The sequence below is a fragment of the Aliiruegeria haliotis genome, assembly GCF_003003255.1.
GTDB lineage: Bacteria > Pseudomonadota > Alphaproteobacteria > Rhodobacterales > Rhodobacteraceae > Tropicimonas > Tropicimonas haliotis.
The window spans coordinates 262,784-281,164 of the sequence record NZ_PVTD01000006.1; the positions used below are offsets into that span (position 1 = coordinate 262,784).

General features: G+C 63.9%; 20 protein-coding genes. 14 read left to right on the forward strand and 6 right to left on the reverse strand.

Annotated features, from left to right (window positions below):
- Positions 1 to 363: 363 nt before the first annotated feature.
- From pseB to pseI, 5 genes are read left to right on the forward strand one after another with little or no spacing between them, the layout of a single operon-like run.
- Positions 364 to 1,362: a UDP-N-acetylglucosamine 4,6-dehydratase (inverting) gene (pseB, locus tag CLV78_RS15705; protein ID WP_106205769.1), complete on the forward strand. Its 999-nt coding sequence runs from the start codon at positions 364 to 366 to the stop codon at positions 1,360 to 1,362.
- Positions 1,362 to 2,516 carry a UDP-4-amino-4,6-dideoxy-N-acetyl-beta-L-altrosamine transaminase gene (gene pseC, locus CLV78_RS15710; RefSeq protein ID WP_106205770.1) on the forward strand — a complete coding sequence of 385 codons (1,155 nt, stop codon included), beginning with the start codon at positions 1,362 to 1,364 and terminating at the stop codon, positions 2,514 to 2,516. The genes pseB and pseC overlap by 1 nt, the downstream gene beginning before the upstream one ends.
- Positions 2,513 to 3,202 carry a pseudaminic acid cytidylyltransferase gene (pseF, locus tag CLV78_RS15715; RefSeq protein ID WP_106205771.1) on the forward strand — a complete coding sequence of 230 codons (690 nt, stop codon included), beginning with the start codon at positions 2,513 to 2,515 and terminating at the stop codon, positions 3,200 to 3,202. The genes pseC and pseF overlap by 4 nt, the downstream gene beginning before the upstream one ends.
- Positions 3,193 to 4,773 carry a UDP-2,4-diacetamido-2,4,6-trideoxy-beta-L-altropyranose hydrolase gene (pseG, locus tag CLV78_RS15720; RefSeq protein WP_158263555.1) on the forward strand — a complete coding sequence of 527 codons (1,581 nt, stop codon included), beginning with the start codon at positions 3,193 to 3,195 and terminating at the stop codon, positions 4,771 to 4,773. Before pseF ends, pseG begins: the two co-directional genes overlap by 10 nt.
- A complete protein-coding gene (pseI, locus tag CLV78_RS15725; protein ID WP_106205772.1) occupies positions 4,766 to 5,815 on the forward strand; it encodes a pseudaminic acid synthase in 1,050 nt (349 codons plus the stop codon). Before pseG ends, pseI begins: the two co-directional genes overlap by 8 nt.
- 66 nt (positions 5,816 to 5,881) lie before the next feature.
- On the opposite strand, the gene CLV78_RS15730 is transcribed toward pseI, so the two are convergent.
- Complete coding sequence (locus tag CLV78_RS15730) at positions 5,882 to 6,406, reverse strand: GrpB family protein (protein WP_106205773.1); 525 nt, start codon at positions 6,404 to 6,406, stop codon at positions 5,882 to 5,884.
- A 103-nt stretch (positions 6,407 to 6,509) separates the two neighbouring features.
- Between CLV78_RS15730 and CLV78_RS15735 the strand changes: the two genes are divergently transcribed.
- Positions 6,510 to 7,529 (forward strand): glycosyltransferase, encoded by a 1,020-nt coding sequence (locus tag CLV78_RS15735; protein ID WP_106205774.1) that lies wholly within the window; start codon positions 6,510 to 6,512, stop codon positions 7,527 to 7,529.
- Between the two features lie 111 nt (positions 7,530 to 7,640).
- Here CLV78_RS15735 and CLV78_RS15740 read toward each other — a convergent pair whose 3' ends face one another.
- Positions 7,641 to 9,140 carry a CoA-acylating methylmalonate-semialdehyde dehydrogenase gene (locus CLV78_RS15740; RefSeq protein ID WP_106205775.1) on the reverse strand — a complete coding sequence of 500 codons (1,500 nt, stop codon included), beginning with the start codon at positions 9,138 to 9,140 and terminating at the stop codon, positions 7,641 to 7,643.
- Between the two features lie 101 nt (positions 9,141 to 9,241).
- Here CLV78_RS15740 and CLV78_RS15745 point away from each other — a divergent pair, with 101 nt between their 5' ends.
- From CLV78_RS15745 to coaD, 3 genes are all read left to right on the forward strand, one after another.
- Positions 9,242 to 10,186: a LysR family transcriptional regulator gene (locus CLV78_RS15745; RefSeq protein WP_106205803.1), complete on the forward strand. Its 945-nt coding sequence runs from the start codon at positions 9,242 to 9,244 to the stop codon at positions 10,184 to 10,186.
- Positions 10,187 to 10,203: 17 nt separating this feature from the next.
- Positions 10,204 to 10,638, forward strand: a complete 435-nt coding sequence (locus CLV78_RS15750; RefSeq protein WP_106205776.1) for a CBS domain-containing protein — start codon at positions 10,204 to 10,206, stop codon at positions 10,636 to 10,638.
- A gap of 223 nt (positions 10,639 to 10,861) precedes the next feature.
- The gene (coaD, locus tag CLV78_RS15755) at positions 10,862 to 11,368 is read left to right on the forward strand and encodes a pantetheine-phosphate adenylyltransferase (RefSeq protein ID WP_106205777.1); all 507 of its coding nucleotides are present in this window, start codon (positions 10,862 to 10,864) and stop codon (positions 11,366 to 11,368) included.
- 18 nt (positions 11,369 to 11,386) lie between these two features.
- Here the strand turns inward: coaD and CLV78_RS24185 are convergent, their stop codons facing one another.
- Positions 11,387 to 11,527 (reverse strand): hypothetical protein, encoded by a 141-nt coding sequence (locus CLV78_RS24185; protein WP_170111670.1) that lies wholly within the window; start codon positions 11,525 to 11,527, stop codon positions 11,387 to 11,389.
- A gap of 167 nt (positions 11,528 to 11,694) precedes the next feature.
- Between CLV78_RS24185 and CLV78_RS15760 the strand changes: the two genes are divergently transcribed.
- Entirely contained in the window at positions 11,695 to 12,699 is a 1,005-nt protein-coding gene (locus CLV78_RS15760; RefSeq protein ID WP_106205778.1) for a DUF808 domain-containing protein, read from the forward strand.
- A 380-nt stretch (positions 12,700 to 13,079) separates the two neighbouring features.
- Here the strand turns inward: CLV78_RS15760 and tkt are convergent, their stop codons facing one another.
- Complete coding sequence (gene tkt, locus CLV78_RS15765; protein WP_106205779.1) at positions 13,080 to 15,095, reverse strand: transketolase; 2,016 nt, start codon at positions 15,093 to 15,095, stop codon at positions 13,080 to 13,082.
- Between the two features lie 263 nt (positions 15,096 to 15,358).
- On the opposite strand from tkt, the gene CLV78_RS15770 reads away from it, so the two are divergent.
- Positions 15,359 to 15,781 (forward strand): hypothetical protein, encoded by a 423-nt coding sequence (locus CLV78_RS15770; RefSeq protein WP_106205780.1) that lies wholly within the window; start codon positions 15,359 to 15,361, stop codon positions 15,779 to 15,781.
- Entirely contained in the window at positions 15,774 to 16,169 is a 396-nt protein-coding gene (locus CLV78_RS15775; RefSeq protein ID WP_106205781.1) for a cell division protein ZapA, read from the forward strand. Before CLV78_RS15770 ends, CLV78_RS15775 begins: the two co-directional genes overlap by 8 nt.
- A gap of 396 nt (positions 16,170 to 16,565) precedes the next feature.
- On the opposite strand, the gene grxD is transcribed toward CLV78_RS15775, so the two are convergent.
- Both grxD and CLV78_RS15785 read right to left on the reverse strand, forming a co-directional pair.
- Entirely contained in the window at positions 16,566 to 16,928 is a 363-nt protein-coding gene (gene grxD, locus CLV78_RS15780) for a Grx4 family monothiol glutaredoxin (protein WP_106205782.1), read from the reverse strand.
- Positions 16,929 to 17,204: 276 nt separating this feature from the next.
- Positions 17,205 to 17,447 (reverse strand): BolA/IbaG family iron-sulfur metabolism protein, encoded by a 243-nt coding sequence (locus CLV78_RS15785; protein ID WP_106205783.1) that lies wholly within the window; start codon positions 17,445 to 17,447, stop codon positions 17,205 to 17,207.
- Positions 17,448 to 17,627: 180 nt separating this feature from the next.
- Here CLV78_RS15785 and CLV78_RS15790 point away from each other — a divergent pair, with 180 nt between their 5' ends.
- Together CLV78_RS15790 and CLV78_RS15795 are read left to right on the forward strand one after the other, a co-directional pair.
- Positions 17,628 to 17,969: a hypothetical protein gene (locus CLV78_RS15790; RefSeq protein ID WP_106205784.1), complete on the forward strand. Its 342-nt coding sequence runs from the start codon at positions 17,628 to 17,630 to the stop codon at positions 17,967 to 17,969.
- Positions 17,970 to 18,220: 251 nt separating this feature from the next.
- A partial coding sequence (locus CLV78_RS15795; RefSeq protein WP_146136706.1) for a transposase occupies positions 18,221 to 18,381 on the forward strand: 161 nt, incomplete at its 3' end.

Sequence of the window (18,381 nt, forward strand, 5' to 3'; positions counted from 1 at the left end):
TGCGGGCTCGGAGATCCGGTTGGGCCGGGCAGACCTGCGGTCTGCGGGGGCGCAGACGGCGGGCGGTTTGCCTGTGCATCTGAGGGGCAGCGGTCTCGCTTGCGGTAGTTCGAGACGCCGCCGGTTCTTTGGGATCGCCAAGACCGACGCCGGAGTGTCGGGTAGCGGTCAGGTTCACCCTGTGGAGGGAAGCTGAATCCCTTGCGGAATCCTTGACGGAACCCGATGTAAGTCGCTTGGGGAAGGCCGGTCCGTGAAACGCCGTGCCGACGGAGGAAAGCGCCCCGTGCCTCTGTATTTCCCCGCGCCAAGCGGGTAATCCCGTCCAGAGACGTCACCAGCCGGCAGAGAAGGAGCCCGCGCATGTTCCAGGACGCAACCATTCTGGTCACCGGAGGCACCGGCTCCTTCGGGCACGCCTTCGTGCCGATGACGTTGGAGCGCTACAATCCCAAAAAGGTCATCATCTTCTCGCGTGACGAGATGAAGCAATGGGAGATGGCCAAGAAGTTCCAGGGCGATCCGCGTGTCCGGTTCTTCATCGGCGACGTGCGAGATCGCGAACGGCTGTACCGCGCCCTCGACGGGGTGGATCACGTGGTCCATGCGGCAGCGACGAAGATCGTGCCGACAGCGGAATACAACCCTTTCGAGTGCATCAAGACCAATGTGAATGGAGCGATGAACCTGATCGACGCCTGTATCGACCGCAAGGTGAAGCGCGTCGTGGCGCTGTCCACCGACAAGGCATCGAGCCCGGTGAACCTCTACGGAGCGTCGAAACTGGCCTCCGACAAGCTCTTCGTGGCGGGAAATTCCTATGCCGGGGCGCGCGACTCGCGCTTCTCTGTCGTCCGATATGGAAACGTGATGGGGTCACGCGGTTCGGTCATTCCGTTCTTCCTGTCGATCCGGGACAAGGGGGTTCTGCCGATCACCGACCCGCGGATGACCCGTTTCATGATCTCGCTGGAGCAGGGGGTGGAGCTTGTCTGGCACGCCTTCGAGGACATGGAAGGCGGTGAGATCTACGTGAAGAAGATCCCGTCGATGAACGTGACAGATATTGCTCGCGTGGTCGCGCCGGAAGCGAAGCAGGAGGTCGTGGGGATCCGTCCGGGCGAGAAGGTGCACGAGCAGATGGTCGGGCTCGAAGACGCGCCACACACCTACGAATACCCCGAACACTACAAGATTCTGCCGGCAATCCACGATTGGGACAAGGATGCAGGGCGCATCAAGGATGGCGTGAAAGTCCCTGAAGACTTTGTATATTCCTCGGACAATAACACCGACTGGATGAGTGACGCCGATCTTCAGGCCTGGATCGGGGCGAACCGCGAGAAGATCGGGGCGATCTGATGATTCCATACGGACGCCAGGAGATCAGCCAGGCCGATATCGACGCGGTGACTGAGGTTCTTCGGTCCGATTTCCTGACGCAAGGGCCGGTTGTTCCGCGCTTCGAACAGGCCGTCGCGAAAAAGGTCGGCGCGGCCCACGCGGTTGCCGTGAACTCGGCCACATCGGCGCTGCATGTTGCCGTGGCGGCGCTGGACGTGGGGCCGGGGGATGTGGTCTGGACCTCTCCCGTAACCTTCGTCGCCTCGGCCAATTGCGCGCGCTACTGCGGCGCAGATGTCGATTTCGTCGATATTGATCCAGAAACTTTCAACATGTGCCCCAAAGCTTTGCGGGAAAAACTTGAAGCGACGCCCGAGGCCTCGCGACCAAAGGTCGTGATCCCTGTGCACCTGTGTGGCATGTCGACGCCAGCGGCGGAGATCGCCGCGCTCGGGCGTGAGTTCGGCTTTCGCATCATCGAAGATGCCAGCCACACGGTCGGCGGCGCCTACAAGGGGCAGCCGGTTGGCAGTTGCGCACATTCCGACATCACCGTCTTCTCCTTCCACCCGGTGAAGATCGTCACCACGGCGGAGGGCGGTCTGGCGCTGACAAACGATCCCGGCCTTGCCCAACGCATGTCGCTTCTGCGCAGCCACGGGGTCACCCGGGATCCGGCGCTGATGACCCATGAAAGTGACGGCCCGTGGTACTACCAGATGGTCGAACTGGGCTGGAACTACCGGATGACGGAGATGCAGGCGGCGCTTGGCCTGAGCCAGCTTGACCGCCTCGGCGCGTTCGTTGCGCGGCGCAACGTGTTGGCCGACAGCTACGATTCTCTGTTGTCGGGGCTGCCGGTCACGGCGCAGGCGCGGCAGGCGGAGACGCTCTCGGCCTTTCACCTCTACGTGGTTCGGCTGGATCTGTCGCAGACCGCGCCGCACCGAACCGTGTTCGAGCGCCTGCGTGATGCCGGGATCGGCGTCAACCTGCACTACATACCGGTCCATCTTCAGCCCTACTATCGCGGACTCGGTTTCGGGGACGGCGATTTCCCGGAAGCGGAGCGGTACTACGCAGAGGCAATCTCCATCCCGCTCTACCCCGGCCTGATCGAAGCCGACCAGGACCGGGTCGTGGCGTCCCTGCGCGAGGCCTTGGTCCCATGAAAGTCGCAGTCATTCCGGCGCGGGGTGGTTCCAAGCGGATCCCGCGCAAGAACGTGGCGACGTTTCACGGCCGCCCGATGATCGGATGGTCCATCGCGGCGGCGCGGGCTGCGGCCTGTTTCGACAGGATCGTTGTGTCGACCGATGATGACGAGATTGCCAGCATTGCCGAGGCCGAAGGGGCTGAAGTGCCGTTTCGCCGGCCCGCGCATCTGGCCGACGATCATGCGCCGACGGTTCCGGTGGTTGCCCAGGCGGCAGAGGCTCTGGTATTGCCACCGGATACGGCGGTGTGCTGCCTCTATGCCACGGCACCCTTTGTCCGGCCCGAGGACCTCGCGGAGGGCGCGCGGCTGCTGGGGCGTGGCGCGAGCTATGCCATGGCCGTTACCCGTTTCGGATACCCTATCCAACGTGCGCTCCGACGGGGCCGGGATGGGAGTGTCGAGATGATCGACCCCGCGAACATGCTCGTGCGCAGCCAGGACCTGGAGGAGGCCTGGCATGACGCCGGGCAGTTCTACTGGGCGCGGGCGGCGACCTGGACGGCGGGGACTCCGGTCTTCGGCCCCGGTGCGGCGGGCGTGGCACTGCCTGCCTACCGTGTGCAGGACATCGACACGCCGGAGGACTGGCGTCGGGCCGAAGTGCTCTTTGGGGCGCTGGAGGCGGGCGGATGGGACTGACCATCGGCTTCCGCTGCGACGCCTCGCTCGCCATAGGATCCGGTCATGTGATGCGTGCGCTGACGCTGGCAAATGCGTTGAGGGAACGCGGGCACCGATGCCATTTCCTGTGCCGTGACTTGCCCGGAAATCAGAACGCCCGGATTGCCGGACAGGGCTTCGCCTTGCATGTCCTCCCTGCGCCGTCGGACCCGGTGCCGGAGGGCGATCTAGCCCACTCGGACTGGCTGGGTGTCGGCTGGGAGCAGGATGCGGCAGAAAGTGCGGCACGCCTTGCCGGGATCGCGCCGGATTGGGTGGTCATGGATCACTATGCGCTGGATGCGCGCTGGCAGGCGGCCGCGGTGCCCGAGGGGGCGCGGCTGATGGTGCAGGACGACCTGCGTGACCGCCGCCACCGGGCTGACCTTTTGCTTGACCAGAACCTCGGCGTTGATCCCGGTGGCTATGACGCACTTGTCCCGGCCGGCTGCCACCGCATGATCGGGCCGCGATATGCTCTGTTGCGTCCCGATTTTGCGGGCCTGCGGCAGGCGAGCCTTTCCGCCCGCAAGGGGCGCGGACTGGGGCATGTCATGATCTCCATGGGTGGCGTCGACCTTCCCGGCGGCACGGCGCAGGTGCTGGATGGCCTGGCGCGTGCGCCACGTCCGAACGGGATGCGCGTGACAGTCGTCATGGGGCGGGCTGCCCCGGCGTTGGAGCAGGTGCGGGCGCAGGCGGCGGCGATGCCATTTCCCTGCAAGGTGCTGGTGGATGTCACGGATATGGCCACCTTGATGGAAGAGGCCGACCTTGCAATCGGCGGGACCGGCGGAACCGCGTGGGAGCGCTGCTGCATGGGCTTGCCGACCCTGTCGCTGGTGCTGGCCGACAATCAGGAGGCCGCGGCCCGGGCGTTGACCGCGGCAGGCGTGGCCCTGCCGCTGGGACGGGCCGGCGACCCGCAAGTTGCGGAGCGTTTGGCGACAGCGCTGTTTGAGCTTGGGCGCCCGGGTCGTCTCGATGCCATGTCGGAACGGTCAGCGGCACTGGTCGATGGGCGGGGTGCGGACAGGGTCGTCGCGGCGTTGGAGGCGGCACCGCTTGAGCTTCGGCCAGCAGCCATGGCCGATGCAAAGACCGTCTGGCAATGGCGCCGCGCCCTTGACCCGCGTGCCTTCCGTTCAGACGGCGAGACGCCGCTTGCCGATCACATCGCATGGTTCGAACGGGCGCTCGCGGAGAAATCGCGGGCGCTCTACATGGCCGATATCGACGGTTGCCCGGCTGCCCATCTGCGCCTCGACCGGGTCGACAACACATCGGATTGCGCGCTGGTGTCCATCCTCGTTGCCGATGCGCGGCAAGGGCAGGGTGTTGGCGCGCGGCTGCTCGACCTCGCGCGCCCGGCAGCGCGCGCTCTGGGGTATCGTGCTCTTCGTGCGGAGGTACACAGAGACAACGCGGCCTCGCGCGCGCTGTTCGAGGCTGCCGGCTACCGTGACGACTTGGCCGACGGCACCTATATGACCTATCACCTGCCGCTCGTCGTCGAGCCGACCCCCGTTGAGGACAACACCCATGGCTGAGATCAGCATCGCCGGCCGCAAGATTGGCGCTGGCCACCCGCCCTACGTCATCGCCGAGCTCTCGGCCAATCACAACGGCAAGCTGGAGACAGCTCTGGAGATCATCGACCGCGCTGCCGCCGCCGGTGCCGATGCGGTCAAGATCCAGACCTACACGGCCGACACGATCACGCTGAAGAGCGATGCGCCCGAGTTCACCATATCGGGCGGACTTTGGGACGGGCACACATTACATGACCTATACGAATGGGCCCACACACCCTGGGATTGGCATGCGGCGATGTTCAACCATGCACGCAAACGCGGCATTCCGCTCTTCAGTTCGCCTTTCGATTTTACCGCCGTGGATCTTCTCGAGGATCTTGGCGCGCCGGCCTACAAGATCGCCAGTTTCGAAGCCGTGGATCTGCCGCTCATTCGCTATGTCGCTGGTACCGGAAAGCCGATGATCATCTCCACGGGCATGGCGGATGCAGACGAGATCGCAGAGGCCGTTGCGGCAGCCCGTGACGGCGGATGCAAGGACCTCGCGATCCTGCATTGCGTGAGCGGCTACCCGGCGCCTGCCGGGGACTACAATCTGGCCACCATCCCCGACATGGCGAGCCGCTTCGGGCTGGTGACTGGCTTGTCCGACCACACGCTGGACAACACGACGGCCATTGCCTCGGTCGCGCTCGGTGCAGCGATCATCGAGAAGCACATGACACTGGATCGGGCTGGCGGCGGGCCGGACGACAGCTTCTCGCTTGAACCGCTGGAGGTCGCGGCGCTTTGCACGGGCGCTCGCACCGCGTGGGAAGCGGTCGGCAAGGTGGACTACGGCCGCAAGTCGAGCGAGACAGGCAACGTGCAGTTCCGCCGTTCGCTCTATTTCGTCCAGGATCTGCCTGCGGGCGCGGTCGTGCCCGCCGAGGCCGTGCGCAGCGTGCGTCCGGGGTATGGCGCCGCACCAAAGCACCTCGGCGACGTGATTGGGCGGCGCCTCAAGGTTGCGGTTGCCGCCAACACACCGGTTCGACTGGACGATCTGGAGGGGTAAGGGCTGCGCCCCGGTCGCGCCTCCGGTCATGGTGCGACCTGCACCGTGCTTCCTGCACGGAGTCGGTCAGCGGCGACTGGCCAACCACCAGGCCAGTGCCTCGCGCTCGGTACGCTGGATGAACGGATCCTTGCCGTCTATGTAGGCATCGGCATTGGTCGTTCCGCCCTGTGTCAGCGCCACTTTCAGATCCGAATAGGTGCGGGCAATCTCGGGATGGGCGATCAGGTAGTCTCGAAAGGCGAGGTGACGCCGGGCGTGTTCGGACCCCTGCGCGAAGGCATGCACGTGATGCGTCCGCACACCGTCCGGCGTCTCCTTGCGATAGTAGAGGCGGCCGGGAATGCCGAATGCGCCCATGGCTTCGTAGCCGAGCGCACGCATCCCGGACGTGCGGCTCGCCAGTTCGTCGAGCGCGGGCGTCTCGATCAGGATATCGATGATGGGTTTCGCCCGGATGCCGGGAATCGCGGTGCTGCCAATGTGGTGAATGCCTGATGCTGTCGGGCCGAGCGCGCGCCGCAACGCGCACGCTTCGCTCGCGAAAGCCTCCGTCCAGCGTGGGTCGTGAGGGACAATGCGTACTGGCATCGGCACAATCTGCGCTGTGTCGCTGTCCCTGTCCAGCCGCTGGCCAGCCTTGACCGCGCTGGCCCTGCATGCGACCGCAGGATAGCAACCACGGGAGCCAGCGATGCGCCTTCTCTACATCATCCGGGACCGGTCCGGCCGCAGTGTCGTGAAGAAGCTGCACCGTTGGAGCATCGGTTTCGTGGATGGGCAGGAGGGGTTCTTCGAGGCGAGCCTGCATCAGGCCTGCGATGTGACCCGCCGCACCTGGGCGGAGGTGCAGGCCATGCCCCGGGACCGGCTGAAGCGGTTCGACGCGGTGGTGGTGAACGGCAAGTCCGGCGTGCCCTGGCGGGGCGATACGGCAGACGCGCGTGTATTTGACATGTTTCCGCAGCCTGTGTCGCTGTTCATTGGCAATGCCCAGCCGGAGATCATGGGGGAGGACCCCGTCCTTGACCGTTTCAAGGTGATCTTCAAACGGGAACCCTTTGCCGATCTGGAGCGCTACGCGATCTCGGAGGCCAACCGGGCGAAGATCGTGCCCACGCACCTTTCGAACCCGATGGCGACAATGAGTTGGCGGATGCCTGCCCGCAACCGGGTGCGGCCGCTGAAGCGTTATGCGTGGGACATGCCGAAGGTGCTTGACGTGTTCTTCATCGGTACCGTGCAGAACACGCCCGAGATTCCGCGGCAGGACGTCTGGGCGAAGATCGTCGCGGCCGAGGGGGTGAACGCGGTCGGGGGGATCTTGCCAAAGACGGGGCACGACGTGCCGCCCGACCTTCTGACGGAGCAGATCGGGCGTGACCAGTACCGGGAAATCATGCTGCAGACGAAGGTGAACCTGGCGCTGGAAGGGATGGGCCCGTTTACCTTCCGCCACCTGGAACTGTTCTGGGCCGGGGCTTTTGCGCTCTCTACCCCTTCGATCCGACCCCTGCGGCTGCGCGCGCCATTGGTGGAGGATCAGGACTACGTGAGTTTCGACACGCTCGACGAGATGGTCGACAAGATCCGGTACTACGCAGCGAACGACGAGGCCCGGACCCAGATTGCCCGCAACGGGCGGGCTGCCTACGAGCGGCTGCACGACGTCGACGCCCACAGCGTGGAAATCCGGGAGGCGCTGGAGGCGTAGCCGCCGCCCGGGCGTATCTGCCACGGCGGCCGGATCGGAGCGCATCACGGTTCATCAAACAGAAAACCCGGCCACGAGGACCGGGTTTTCCCTTGGGGCGTCAGACGTAGCTTACTCCATCACAGGGATCGAGAACTCCCCACCTTCCTTGATGCCGGAGGGCCAGCGGGCAGTAACGGTCTTGGTCCGGGTATAGAACTTGAAGCTGTCCGGCCCGTGCTGGTTCAGGTCGCCGAAACCGGATTTCTTCCAACCGCCGAAGGTGTGGTAGGCCAGCGGCACCGGGATCGGGACGTTCACGCCGACCATGCCGATGTTGATACGGTTGGCGAAATCGCGGGCGGTGTCGCCGTCGCGGGTGAAGATTGCGGTTCCGTTTCCGTATTCGTGATCCATGGCGAGGCCGATGGCTTCCTCGTAGGTCTTGGCACGCACAGTGGACAGAACCGGTCCGAAGATTTCCGTCTTATAGATATCCATGTCGGGGGTGACGTGGTCGAACAGGTGGGCGCCGACGAAGAAACCGTCCTCGTAGCCCTGAAGCGAGAAGTCCCGCCCGTCGACGACCAGTTTGGCGCCCTGCTGGACACCGGTTTCGACCAGCCGGTGGATGTTCTGCTTGGCCGCGGCGGTTACAACCGGGCCGAAATCCACGTCGTCGCCCGCAGTGTACGGGCCGACCTTGAGCGCCTCGACGCGCGGCACCAGCTTTTCGATCAGGCGGTCGGCAGTCTCGTCGCCCACCGGCACGGCCACGGAGATTGCCATGCAACGCTCTCCGGCAGCGCCATAGCCGGCGCCCACCAGCGCATCGGCGGCCTGGTCCATATCGGCGTCGGGCATGATGATCATGTGGTTCTTGGCACCGCCGAAGCACTGAACGCGCTTCCCGTTGGCGCAGCCACGCGAGTAGATGTAGTGCGCGATCGGGGTGGAGCCGACGAAGCCGATGGCCTGAATGGTCTCGTTGTCGAGGATCGCGTCCACGGCTTCCTTGTCGCCATTGACGACCTGCAACAATCCGTCTGGCAGACCGGCTTCCTTCAGCAGTTCGGCCAGCATGAGCGGCACGGACGGGTCACGCTCCGACGGCTTCAGGATGAAGGCGTTGCCACATGCCAGAGCCGGACCCATCTTCCACATCGGGATCATGGCCGGGAAGTTGAATGGCGTGATGCCGGCCACGACGCCCAGCGGTTGGCGCAGGGAGTACATGTCGATGCCGGGGCCGGCGCTGTCCGTGAACTCGCCTTTGAGCAGATGAGGCGCACCGATACAGAACTCGATGACCTCGAGGCCACGCTGAACGTCGCCCTTGGCATCCACGAAGGTCTTGCCGTGCTCGCGGGAGAGTGCCTCTGCCAGCTTGTCCATGTCGCGGTTCAGAAGGGCCACGAACTTCATCATCACGCGGGCACGTTTCTGCGGGTTGGTTGCGCCCCAGGCCGGCTGTGCCGCGGCGGCCTTGGCGATTGCGGCATCGACCTCGTCCTTGCTGGCAAGCGCGACCTTGGCCTGGACCTCGCCGGTGGCGGGGTTGAATACGTCCGCGGTGCGGCCGGAGGCGCCGGCGACCAGCGCGCCGTCAATGAAATGACCGATGTCTTGCATGAGTGCTCTCCCTGAAGTGTTGCGCGCACAATAGCCTTGCGCAGATGCCCGGAGAAGCGGCAGATTGCCAAAAGGGTTTTGCATTTTTGCAAGGGGGCGCCGTGACACCAAGTTGGGACGATCTGCGCGTGTTTCTTGCCGTCGCGCGGCAGGGCAGCCTGTCGGGTGCGGGAACGGCACTGAAGCTCGATCCGGCGACCGCTGGCCGACGCATCGCGCGGCTGGAAGAGGCGCTGGGCGCGCCGCTGTTTCTGAAATCCCCGCAGGGCTACGCGCTGACCGGGGCGGGCGAACGCCTGATGCCCCATGCGGAGGAGGCGGAGCAGGCGGTAACAGTGGCCCAGGACGCGGTGCGCGGGCAGGGGGATCGGCTGAGTGGCACCGTTCGGATTGGTGCACCGGATGGTTGTGCCAACTTCCTGCTGCCACAGGTCCTTGCGCCGATTGTCGATGCCCATCCCGGTCTGGAGGTGCAGGTCGTGGCGCTGCCCCGGGTATTCAACCTGAACCGACGGGAAGCGGATATGGCCATCGGTGTCAGCGCCCCGACGGCCGGCCGCCTGACGGTTCAGAAAGTGGTCGATTACCAACTGGTCCTTGCCGCGGCCAAGACCTACTTGGCGAAGGCCGATCGCATCGCCCGGCAGGAGGATCTGCGCGGGCATCGTCTGGTTGGCTACATTCCGGAGATGATCTTCGACAAGGAACTGGACTACCTTGGAGATCTTGGCGTGGAGCGCCCGCGCATGGCGAGCAACTCCGTGGCGGTCCAGTACCACATGGTCCGGCAAGGTGCGGGCCTCGCCGTGGTGCACGATTTCGCCCTGGTGGGCGACAGCGCGATGCAGCGTGTCCTGCCGGAGGCCTTTGCGCTCAAACGGAGTTTCTACCTGATCCGCCATGCAGACGACGCCCGTGTCCGGCGGCTGTCGCAATTCTCCGATCTGCTGGTCGAGGGTATGCGGCGGCAGATGGCGAAGGTGCGGGAAGGATTGACAGATGCGGTCCCCTCGGAGGACGCTGGGTCAACGGAGACATTTCGATAACGGGAGGAGCCAATCGCATGATCGTCCAGCAGATCTTGAAGTCCAAGGGAACCGATGGGGTCATTACCATCGCACCGGGGGCGAGCGTCGAGGAGGCCTCTCAGGTGTTGTCGGAGAAGCGGATCGGGTCGGTGGTGATTTCTGCCGACGGCAAGCGCTTCGTGGGGATCCTGTCGGAGCGCGATATCGTCCGGGAACTGGGCAAGCGCGGCGCCGTCTGCATGGCGGAGAAGGTCGACGACATGATGACGGGATCGATCGAGACCTGCGAGTTGTCAGAGACCGCCGAATCGGTTCTGAGCCGGATGACAGAAGGTCGGTTCCGGCACATGCCGGTGGTCGACGACGGCGAAATGGTCGGCCTGATCACCCTTGGCGACGTTGTGAAGGCCCGCCTGACGGAGCTTGCCATGGAGAAGGATGCCCTTGAAGGAATGATCATGGGGCATTGAGCGGGTAGTCCTGCGTGACTGCGCCTTTTCGGCGCTATGCTGCCTTTCGGTGGAGACGATATCGAATACCGCGTGAGCGACCCGCGCATCCGGCGTGGCAAAATGTGGGCGCATCCTGTGGCTGCGGCAATGCGCTGCGGCGCAGAATGCGGGTGCTGTGCCTGTGTCGCTTGCAAAGAGTGGCGCAATAATGTTGCGTGGCCTGGAGCAAGGAGGGCGACCCATGCGCATTGGCCTTTACCCGGGGACGTTCGATCCCGTGACCCTGGGGCACATGGATATCATTCGGCGCGCAACAGCGCTCGTTGACCGGCTGGTGATCGGGGTTGCAATCAACCGCGACAAGGGGCCGATGTTCTCGCTGGAAGAGCGGGTGGCGATGATCGAGGCTGAATGCGCTGCGATTTCTGCCCAGACCGGGTGCGAAATAGTCGCCCACCCCTTCGAGAACCTGTTGATCGATTGCGCCCGCGATGTGGGCGCAGGGGTCATCATTCGCGGTCTGCGTGCGGTTGCCGATTTCGAGTATGAATTCCAGATGGTCGGCATGAACCGGCGCCTGAACGATTCCATCGAGACCGTGTTCCTGATGGCCGAGGCTCAGCATCAGGCAATTGCGTCCAAGCTGGTGAAGGAGATCGCGCGGCTTGGCGGCGACGTCTCGTCTTTCGTGACACCGGCGGTAAAGATGTCCCTGCACGAAAAACTCGAAGGGATCCGCGGGACCTGATCGGCCCGACACCCTTTTTCAGTGCCAGAATGCGAGCCAGTCAATCAGGTCGGCAAACCGCTTTCCGAGGAAGATGTGCAGCTCCCAGCCCATGGCGAGGTCGAGCGCGATGAGGGCTGCGACGAGAGCAGCGAGGATCATCCAGGAGCGGTGAGACATGAGCACGGATCCGGCCATAGGGCATTTTCATCCTGTGTAGTGGGTTTGCTGCGCGGGAAGAAGGCCCGGCGGGATGTGGGGGCTGTGGTCGGACCCGACGTGGCGCTTGGCCTGTGACGGCCGGACCGATAGGCTCCGGGAAGAGCAGTGCTTTTGGAGTGTTCGAGATGAGTGGATTGCTGGCCCTTCTGGACGACATTGCCGCGCTGGCAAAGGTGGCGGCGGCGTCGATCGACGACGTGGCGGGGCAGGCGGCCAAGACCACGGCAAAGGTGGCCGGCGGTGTGATCGACGACGCGGTCAAGGCCGGGGCCAAGGCCGCGGGCGCGGTCATCGATGACGCTGCAGTCACGCCAAAATACACGATGGGATTTCCGGCGGCGCGGGAGTTGCCGATTGTTGGTCGGATCGCGATGGGCTCGATCCGCAACAAGATGCTCGTGCTGTTGCCCGCGGCCTTGCTCTTGAGCACCTTTGCGCCCTGGCTGATTGCGCCGCTGCTGATGCTGGGTGGCGGATACCTCTGTTTCGAAGGCGCCGAGAAGATCCTGCATTGGATCTGGCCGCACGACACCCATGACGATCATGCGGCCGAGCCCATGGATGCGATGAGACTGGAGCAATCCCGTATCGCCGGTGCGATCAAGACCGATTTCATCCTGTCGGCGGAGATTATGACCATCGCGCTGTCGGCCATCCCGGACTCGGGGTTCGTCGAGGAGGCGTTGACGCTTGCGATTGTGGCCGTCGGGATCACGGCTCTGGTCTACGGGTCGGTGGCCCTGATCGTGAAGGCGGACGATATCGGGCTCCTGATGGCCCAGAAGGGACGGCTCGGGGTCACGCGCGCCATCGGACGTGGCATTGTGCGGGGCATGCCGGGGTTCATGAAACTCCTGACCATCGTAGGCACGGCCGCAATGCTGTGGGTCGGAGGCAGCATTATCGTACACAGTCTCGAAGTGATCGGGTTTGGTGCCATCGGGCATTGGATTCACGACGTGGCCCATGCGGTTGCGCAAGGTGTGCCCGAAGACTGGGCAGGATTTTTGGCCTGGACCACGACGGCGTTTCTGGATGGTGTGTTCGGCCTGGCAATCGGGTTGATGATCGTTCCACTGGTGACCCATGTGATCAGTCCCGTCGCCGAGATGTTCGGGTCGAAAACCTGAGGCCGGGGGCTCCCGCCACTTTCTGCCGCATCAGAGATGCGTCCCAAAGCGTTGGGCCAGGCACGCGTCCCGCGTGCCGGTGCTAGGGGTGAGCGGCTCTTTGCACGACGGGACAGTGTGTGCTTCGACCCCGGTTTGTGTTGGTGGCCGGTGGTGCACGCGAGGTGGACCCTTGCGCCATTGCGTCTGCGCACCAGCGACGGAGTTCGTGTGTTATTGCGCCGTCCCTGGATCACTAGCAGTTGGCACGGAAGGACGAGTGTTGGCATTCGAGGTGGGCGGGCAGAGAATTTGCCGATGATGGAATCCGGGCCCTGTCCGAAAAAAAAGGCCGCGCTTTGGGGCGCGGCCTTTGATACTGGAGATGGAGCGCCGGGGGCTCAGAGCAGGGCCTTGGCCTTCTTCACCGTGGCTTCTGCCGTGATGCCAAAGTGCTCGAACAAGGTGCCGGCCGGCGCGGACGCGCCGAACGTGCTCATGCCGACGAAATCGGACTTTGCGGCACGGCCACGCTCGCCCATCAGAAGTGCATCCCAACCCTGGCGCACGCCGGCCTCGATCGCCACCCGCACGTTGGTGCCGGGCAGAAGCTTCTTGCGATAGGCTTCCGATTGCTGTGCAAAAAGCTCCATGCAGGGCACAGAGATCACGCGCGTGCCGATGCCGTCCTTTTCAAGCATCTCGCGGGCTTCAAGCGCCACCGCCACTTCGGAGCCGCTGGCCATAAGAATGACCTGCCGCTTAGCCTCGGCCTCCGCAAGGATGTATGCACCTTTCGAGGTCAGGTTCTCCGCCGTATGCTCGGTGCGCACGGTCGGCAGGCCCTGGCGGGAAAGCGCGAGGACAGAAGGCGTCTTTTTCTGCTCCAGCGCGATTTGCCAGGCTTCGGCGGTCTCCACCGCGTCGGCGGGACGGAGCACCAGCGTGTTCGGCGTGGCGCGCATCAGAGCGAGGTGTTCGACGGGTTGGTGCGTCGGACCATCTTCGCCGAGACCGATGGAGTCATGTGTCATGACATAGGTCACCGGAATGCCCATCAGCGCCGCAAGCCGCATGGCCGGGCGGGCATAGTCCACGAAGCACATGAAAGTGCCGCCATAAGGGCGCACCCCGCCGTGCAACTGCATGCCGTTCATGGCCGCCGACATCCCGTGCTCGCGGATGCCATAGTAGATGTAGCGACCGGCGCGGTTGTTGTTGTCGAAAACGCCGAGATCTGCGGTCTTGGTGTTGTTCGAGCCGGTCAGGTCGGCAGATCCGCCGAGGGTCTCAGTCAGGATGGGGTTGATCACCGTCAGCGCCATCTCGGAGGCCTTGCGGGTCGCGACCTTGGGCTGATCGGCGGAGACTTTCTCCTTGTGGGCGACGATTGCCACCGACAGCGAGGCAGGCAGCTCTCCGGCCTGCGCGCGCTCGAACTCGGCCTTGGCGGACGCCTCCAGACCGGCAAGCCGGCCTTCCCACGCCTTGCGTTCGGCAGCGCCGCGTGCGCCGATGGTCTCCCAGGCGGATTTGACGTCCGCGGGAATCTCGAACGGCCCGTGGTCCCAGCCGTAGACGGCCCGGGTGTCGGCGATAAGTTGGGCGTCTGTCAGCGCCCCGTGCCCCTTGGACGTGTCCTGCGCGGCGGAGCCGAGGGCGATATGCGTCTTGCAGGCAATCATTGTCGGCAGGTCGCTCATCTTGGCGGCGGTGATGGCGCGGTCGATGGCAACCGGATCATGTCCGTCGATGGTCAGAACCTGCCAGCCGGAGGCAGCAAAGCGGGCCTGCTGGTCTGTCCTGTCGGACAGGCCGACATTGCCGTCAATGGTGATTCCGTTGTCGTCCCAGAACACGATCAGATGGCCAAGCTGCTGGCGACCGGCCAGAGCGATGGCTTCCTGACTGACACCTTCCATGAGGCAGCCGTCACCGGCGATGACATAAGTGTGGTGGTTGCAGATTTCCTCGCCCCAGACCGCGCGCAGGTGCTCTTCGGCGATGGCCATGCCTACGGCGGTCGCAATGCCCTGGCCGAGCGGACCCGTGGTCACCTCGACACCGCGGGCGTGACCGTATTCGGGGTGGCCGGCTGTGATCGAACCGAGCTGGCGGAAATTCTTCACCTGCTCAAGTGTCATGTCGGGCGAACCGGTGAGGTGCAGCAGCGAGTAGAGCAGCATGGACCCATGCCCCGCCGAAAGCACGAAGCGGTCGCGATCCGGCCACTCGGGGTTCGAAGCGTCGAACTTCAGGTGCTTCTCGTAGAGAACGGTCGCAACATCGGCCATGCCCATTGGCATGCCGGAATGGCCGGAGTTCGCAGCAGCGACGGCGTCGAGCGTCAGCGTGCGGATTGCGCAGGCCTTTCGCCAGTGATCTGGGTGGGCTTTTTTCAGGGCTGCAATTTCCAACGGAAATTCCTTTCGGTTTGCTGCGGGCCAGCGGCGGTGGCGCGTCCTCTCTCCGCCATGCGGTGTAGCAGGGGGGGCGGTAGCGTCAAGGCTCGGCGCGACGCGAGGTCGTGAACATGAAGAAGTGGTGCTAAGTGGCTGAGCATAAAGAGGGCGCATTCCCTTTTCTGCCTTGCTAAACTGTGTGCCATGCAGCGGTTGGGCGATTCGCGGCTGTGGAGCGCCAATCAAGGAAAAACGAAAAGACCTTTGGGGAGAGCGGCATGAGCGAGATTTCCGACCTGGAGAACAGGATCAGCTCGGCCATGGAGCGTATTGGGCGGGCGGTTCAGGCCTTTGAGCCGGCGTCGAACGCACCGGGCGTTCCAGCGCAGGATCTGGCCGAAGCCCGTGCGTCGGCGGAGGCAGCGCAAGCGGCGGAGGCGGAGGCCGCAACACGGGCGGAAGCTGCCGAGGCCGAGGTGAGCCGCCTTCAGGAGGCGCTGGAAGCGGAGACAACGGCCGGTGCGCAATTGCGCGAGCGGGTCAATTCGCTGAAGACGATGAAAGACCGCCAGCAGGAGCGAATTCACGAGTTGGAGACGCAATTGTACACACAGGCGGAGAGCCGAGACGCCGACCGGGCGGAACTGGACGGGTTGATCGCGGCGCTGGAGCCGCTGGTGAAGGAGCAACGCGATGCCTGAAGTGATGATTTCCATCGGTGGCAAGGAGTTCGGGGTGGCCTGCCAGGACGGGGAGGAAGAATACCTTCGCTCCGCCGCAGCCATGCTCGACCGTGAGGCGCAGGGGCTGGTGAGCCAGATTGGCCGGATGCCGGAAACGCGGATGCTGCTGATGGCCGGGCTGATGCTCGCCGACCGAACAGCCGCCTACGAGGAAAAGGTGAATTCGGTCGAAGAGCAACTCGCCCGGCAGGAGCGGTTGATCGAGGAGATGCGCGCGGCGCCGACACCGGAGCCGGAGAAGGTCGAAGTGCCCGTGATCCCGAGCTCTGTGTCCGACAACCTCGCAGAACTTGCCGCCCGCGCGGAAGCCATTGCGGCGTTGGCCGAGGAAAAAACTGCGGGCTAGGGCGCAGCGGCTTTCCCACTTGGCACTGATCCGCCGTGATCGCCTATGTCGGGACCGAAGTGTGACGTCCGGCAAGCATGCGGTTGGGCTGGTCAATCGCGGCCGGTCGTTCGATCTTTTTCGGCATTGCTCTTGGTGGGCGACAGATGTCCTGCCATCCTCATCGATTGGCTCGATATCGCGCGGCCAACCGGCTAGTTCGGTGTTCTGGGTTTCGTCTCGAAGGCGTGCAAAGGCAGGCGGGAAGGCCGATCAGGAGCGCAATTCGAGCGCCCGGCTCCCGGTTCCCGGATTTGCCGCCGATCGGTGACTACTGTGGCGGTCTCTCAAAGCAAAAAAAGGGCGCCGAAATGCGGACGCCCTTCTAGTTCGTTTACCGGTCTCGACCCGTTAGGGTCAGTTGTTTGCTTCCCGGATCTTGTCGGCGGCATCCTTGTTGTAGGTCACGCCATTGTCCTCGAAGAGTTTGTCCAATTCTCCCGAGAGCGTCATTTCCGTGATGATGTCACAACCGCCGACGAACTCCCCCTTGACATAGAGCTGCGGGATGGTCGGCCAGTCGGAGTACTCCTTAATCCCCTGACGGATCTCATCGTCGGCCAGAACATTCACGTCAGCGAAATCGACGCCCATGAAGTTCAGCACACCGGCAACGCGCTGGGAAAAGCCGCACTGCGGCGCCATCTTCGTGCCCTTCATGTAGAGAACCACGTCGTTTGCTTTCACGGTTTCGTCGATACGGGTCTTTGCGTCGCTCATCTCTGGTTTCCTCGTGTTGCGCCGAAGCGCCCTGTTTCATCTTGCTCGCGGCGGACGCTGTCCCATGTAGGCCAGCATTCCCGGTGTTGCGTTCCGCCGTCTGTCGTATCCAGTGCCACCTGCCTTCGGGGTGCCACGACCGGACCTGTGATCCTGCCTGGGCGGAACGGCGGTTTGGTGTCAAATAGGCATGGTGGGGCGCCGCGGCAATGCAAATTGCGACCTGCGTTGGGCAGGGACAACGCGATGACAGCGCCAGTGGAGGGGCCTCGTGGACTATTCCGGCGCTTTCGTGGTCAGCGCGAGGGCGTGCAATTCACCCTGGTTCCCATCCATCTTGCCCTTCAGCGCGGCATAGACAGCACGTTGCTGCTGCACCCGGTTCTGCCCGCGAAAGGATTCGTCGATCACCTCGGCTGCATAGTGGTTTCCGTCTCCCGCAAGGTCAGTGATGGTGATCCGCGCGTCCGGAAAGGCGGCACGGATGAGGTCCTCGATTTCCTGGGCCTCGATGGCCATGGGCAAGTCCTTTCTTCGTTGCGTCGGGAATCTAGGGGGCGGGTCGCGGCTCCGCAAGTGCCTTCGCCGGACAGATGCCGGGCCGGCGCGCGTTAACCTCGCCTCAAGCAAGTGGCCGTAGCCTTTGCCCAAACTACCCCGGACAGGGAAGCGGTGCCGCCGCAGGGAGCGGAAATACAGATGTTCGTACGTATCACGCCATTCAAGGTAAAGCCGGAGGCTGTCGATGGCGCGATTCACCATCTGCTACGGACCGAGGGGAACCTGAGGCGCATTGATGGCCTACTTCATCTCTCCGTGGTCGGAAATCGTTCCACCGGCCTCGGCTACGTGATCGCCTATCTTGAATCGGAAGACCATTCGGAACGCAATGTGGAGGCTGTCGCCGGCCTGTGGGGCAATTTCCTCGACGACCTGGAAGAAATCCCGAACCCTGAAACCTACGAGGCCATCTATTGCCTCGCGCAGCCCGACCGGGGCACCTTTCCAGCGGGGCCAACTCCTTCGGCAGCCATCGGGTGAGGCATGACCGGCTGGGTCGCGGGCAGGCGACGAGTGTGGCGCTGTAGTCGGCCGTGCTTCATCATCACGCGGAGGTCCGGCCATCGGGCTATGTGCTTAATGGGCAGGCGGTGGTGAGCCATGGGGCGGTGAAGGGGCACTCCGCTATCGGTATGGGTTCCATCTAGAATCTGGTTCTAGGGTCAGGACCCATAAACCTTCTTGAGCCCGTTGGACGATCGTGCTTCACGCTGCCAAACAATGGGGGCAGCATGAGCGACTACCACTGGTTGACGGAGGCGCAGATGGAGCGTCTTCGACCGCACTTTCGGAAATCTCAGGGTAGGCCCAGGGTGGATGATCGGCGGGTTCTTAGTGGGATCATCTACGTCAAGCGGAACGGTTTGCAGTGGCGCGATGCTCCGTCGGTCTA

Excerpts from the sequence above, each read along its gene's own strand:
- CLV78_RS15785 (WP_106205783.1), bottom strand. The coding sequence starts at position 17,447 with ATGGCCATCGAGGCCCAGGAAATCGAGGACCTCATCCGTGCCGCCTTT.
- coaD (WP_106205777.1), top strand. The coding sequence starts at position 10,862 with ATGCGCATTGGCCTTTACCCGGGGACGTTCGATCCCGTGACCCTGGGG.
- pseB (WP_106205769.1), top strand. The coding sequence starts at position 364 with ATGTTCCAGGACGCAACCATTCTGGTCACCGGAGGCACCGGCTCCTTC.
- CLV78_RS15730 (WP_106205773.1), bottom strand. The coding sequence starts at position 6,406 with ATGCCAGTACGCATTGTCCCTCACGACCCACGCTGGACGGAGGCTTTC.
- pseI (WP_106205772.1), top strand. The coding sequence starts at position 4,766 with ATGGCTGAGATCAGCATCGCCGGCCGCAAGATTGGCGCTGGCCACCCG.
- CLV78_RS15770 (WP_106205780.1), top strand. The coding sequence starts at position 15,359 with ATGAGCGAGATTTCCGACCTGGAGAACAGGATCAGCTCGGCCATGGAG.
- CLV78_RS15735 (WP_106205774.1), top strand. The coding sequence starts at position 6,510 with ATGCGCCTTCTCTACATCATCCGGGACCGGTCCGGCCGCAGTGTCGTG.
- grxD (WP_106205782.1), bottom strand. The coding sequence starts at position 16,928 with ATGAGCGACGCAAAGACCCGTATCGACGAAACCGTGAAAGCAAACGAC.
- CLV78_RS15790 (WP_106205784.1), top strand. The coding sequence starts at position 17,628 with ATGTTCGTACGTATCACGCCATTCAAGGTAAAGCCGGAGGCTGTCGAT.
- pseG (WP_158263555.1), top strand. The coding sequence starts at position 3,193 with ATGGGACTGACCATCGGCTTCCGCTGCGACGCCTCGCTCGCCATAGGA.
- pseC (WP_106205770.1), top strand. The coding sequence starts at position 1,362 with ATGATTCCATACGGACGCCAGGAGATCAGCCAGGCCGATATCGACGCG.
- CLV78_RS15775 (WP_106205781.1), top strand. The coding sequence starts at position 15,774 with ATGCCTGAAGTGATGATTTCCATCGGTGGCAAGGAGTTCGGGGTGGCC.
- CLV78_RS24185 (WP_170111670.1), bottom strand. The coding sequence starts at position 11,527 with ATGTCTCACCGCTCCTGGATGATCCTCGCTGCTCTCGTCGCAGCCCTC.
- CLV78_RS15740 (WP_106205775.1), bottom strand. The coding sequence starts at position 9,140 with ATGCAAGACATCGGTCATTTCATTGACGGCGCGCTGGTCGCCGGCGCC.
- CLV78_RS15750 (WP_106205776.1), top strand. The coding sequence starts at position 10,204 with ATGATCGTCCAGCAGATCTTGAAGTCCAAGGGAACCGATGGGGTCATT.
- CLV78_RS15760 (WP_106205778.1), top strand. The coding sequence starts at position 11,695 with ATGAGTGGATTGCTGGCCCTTCTGGACGACATTGCCGCGCTGGCAAAG.
- pseF (WP_106205771.1), top strand. The coding sequence starts at position 2,513 with ATGAAAGTCGCAGTCATTCCGGCGCGGGGTGGTTCCAAGCGGATCCCG.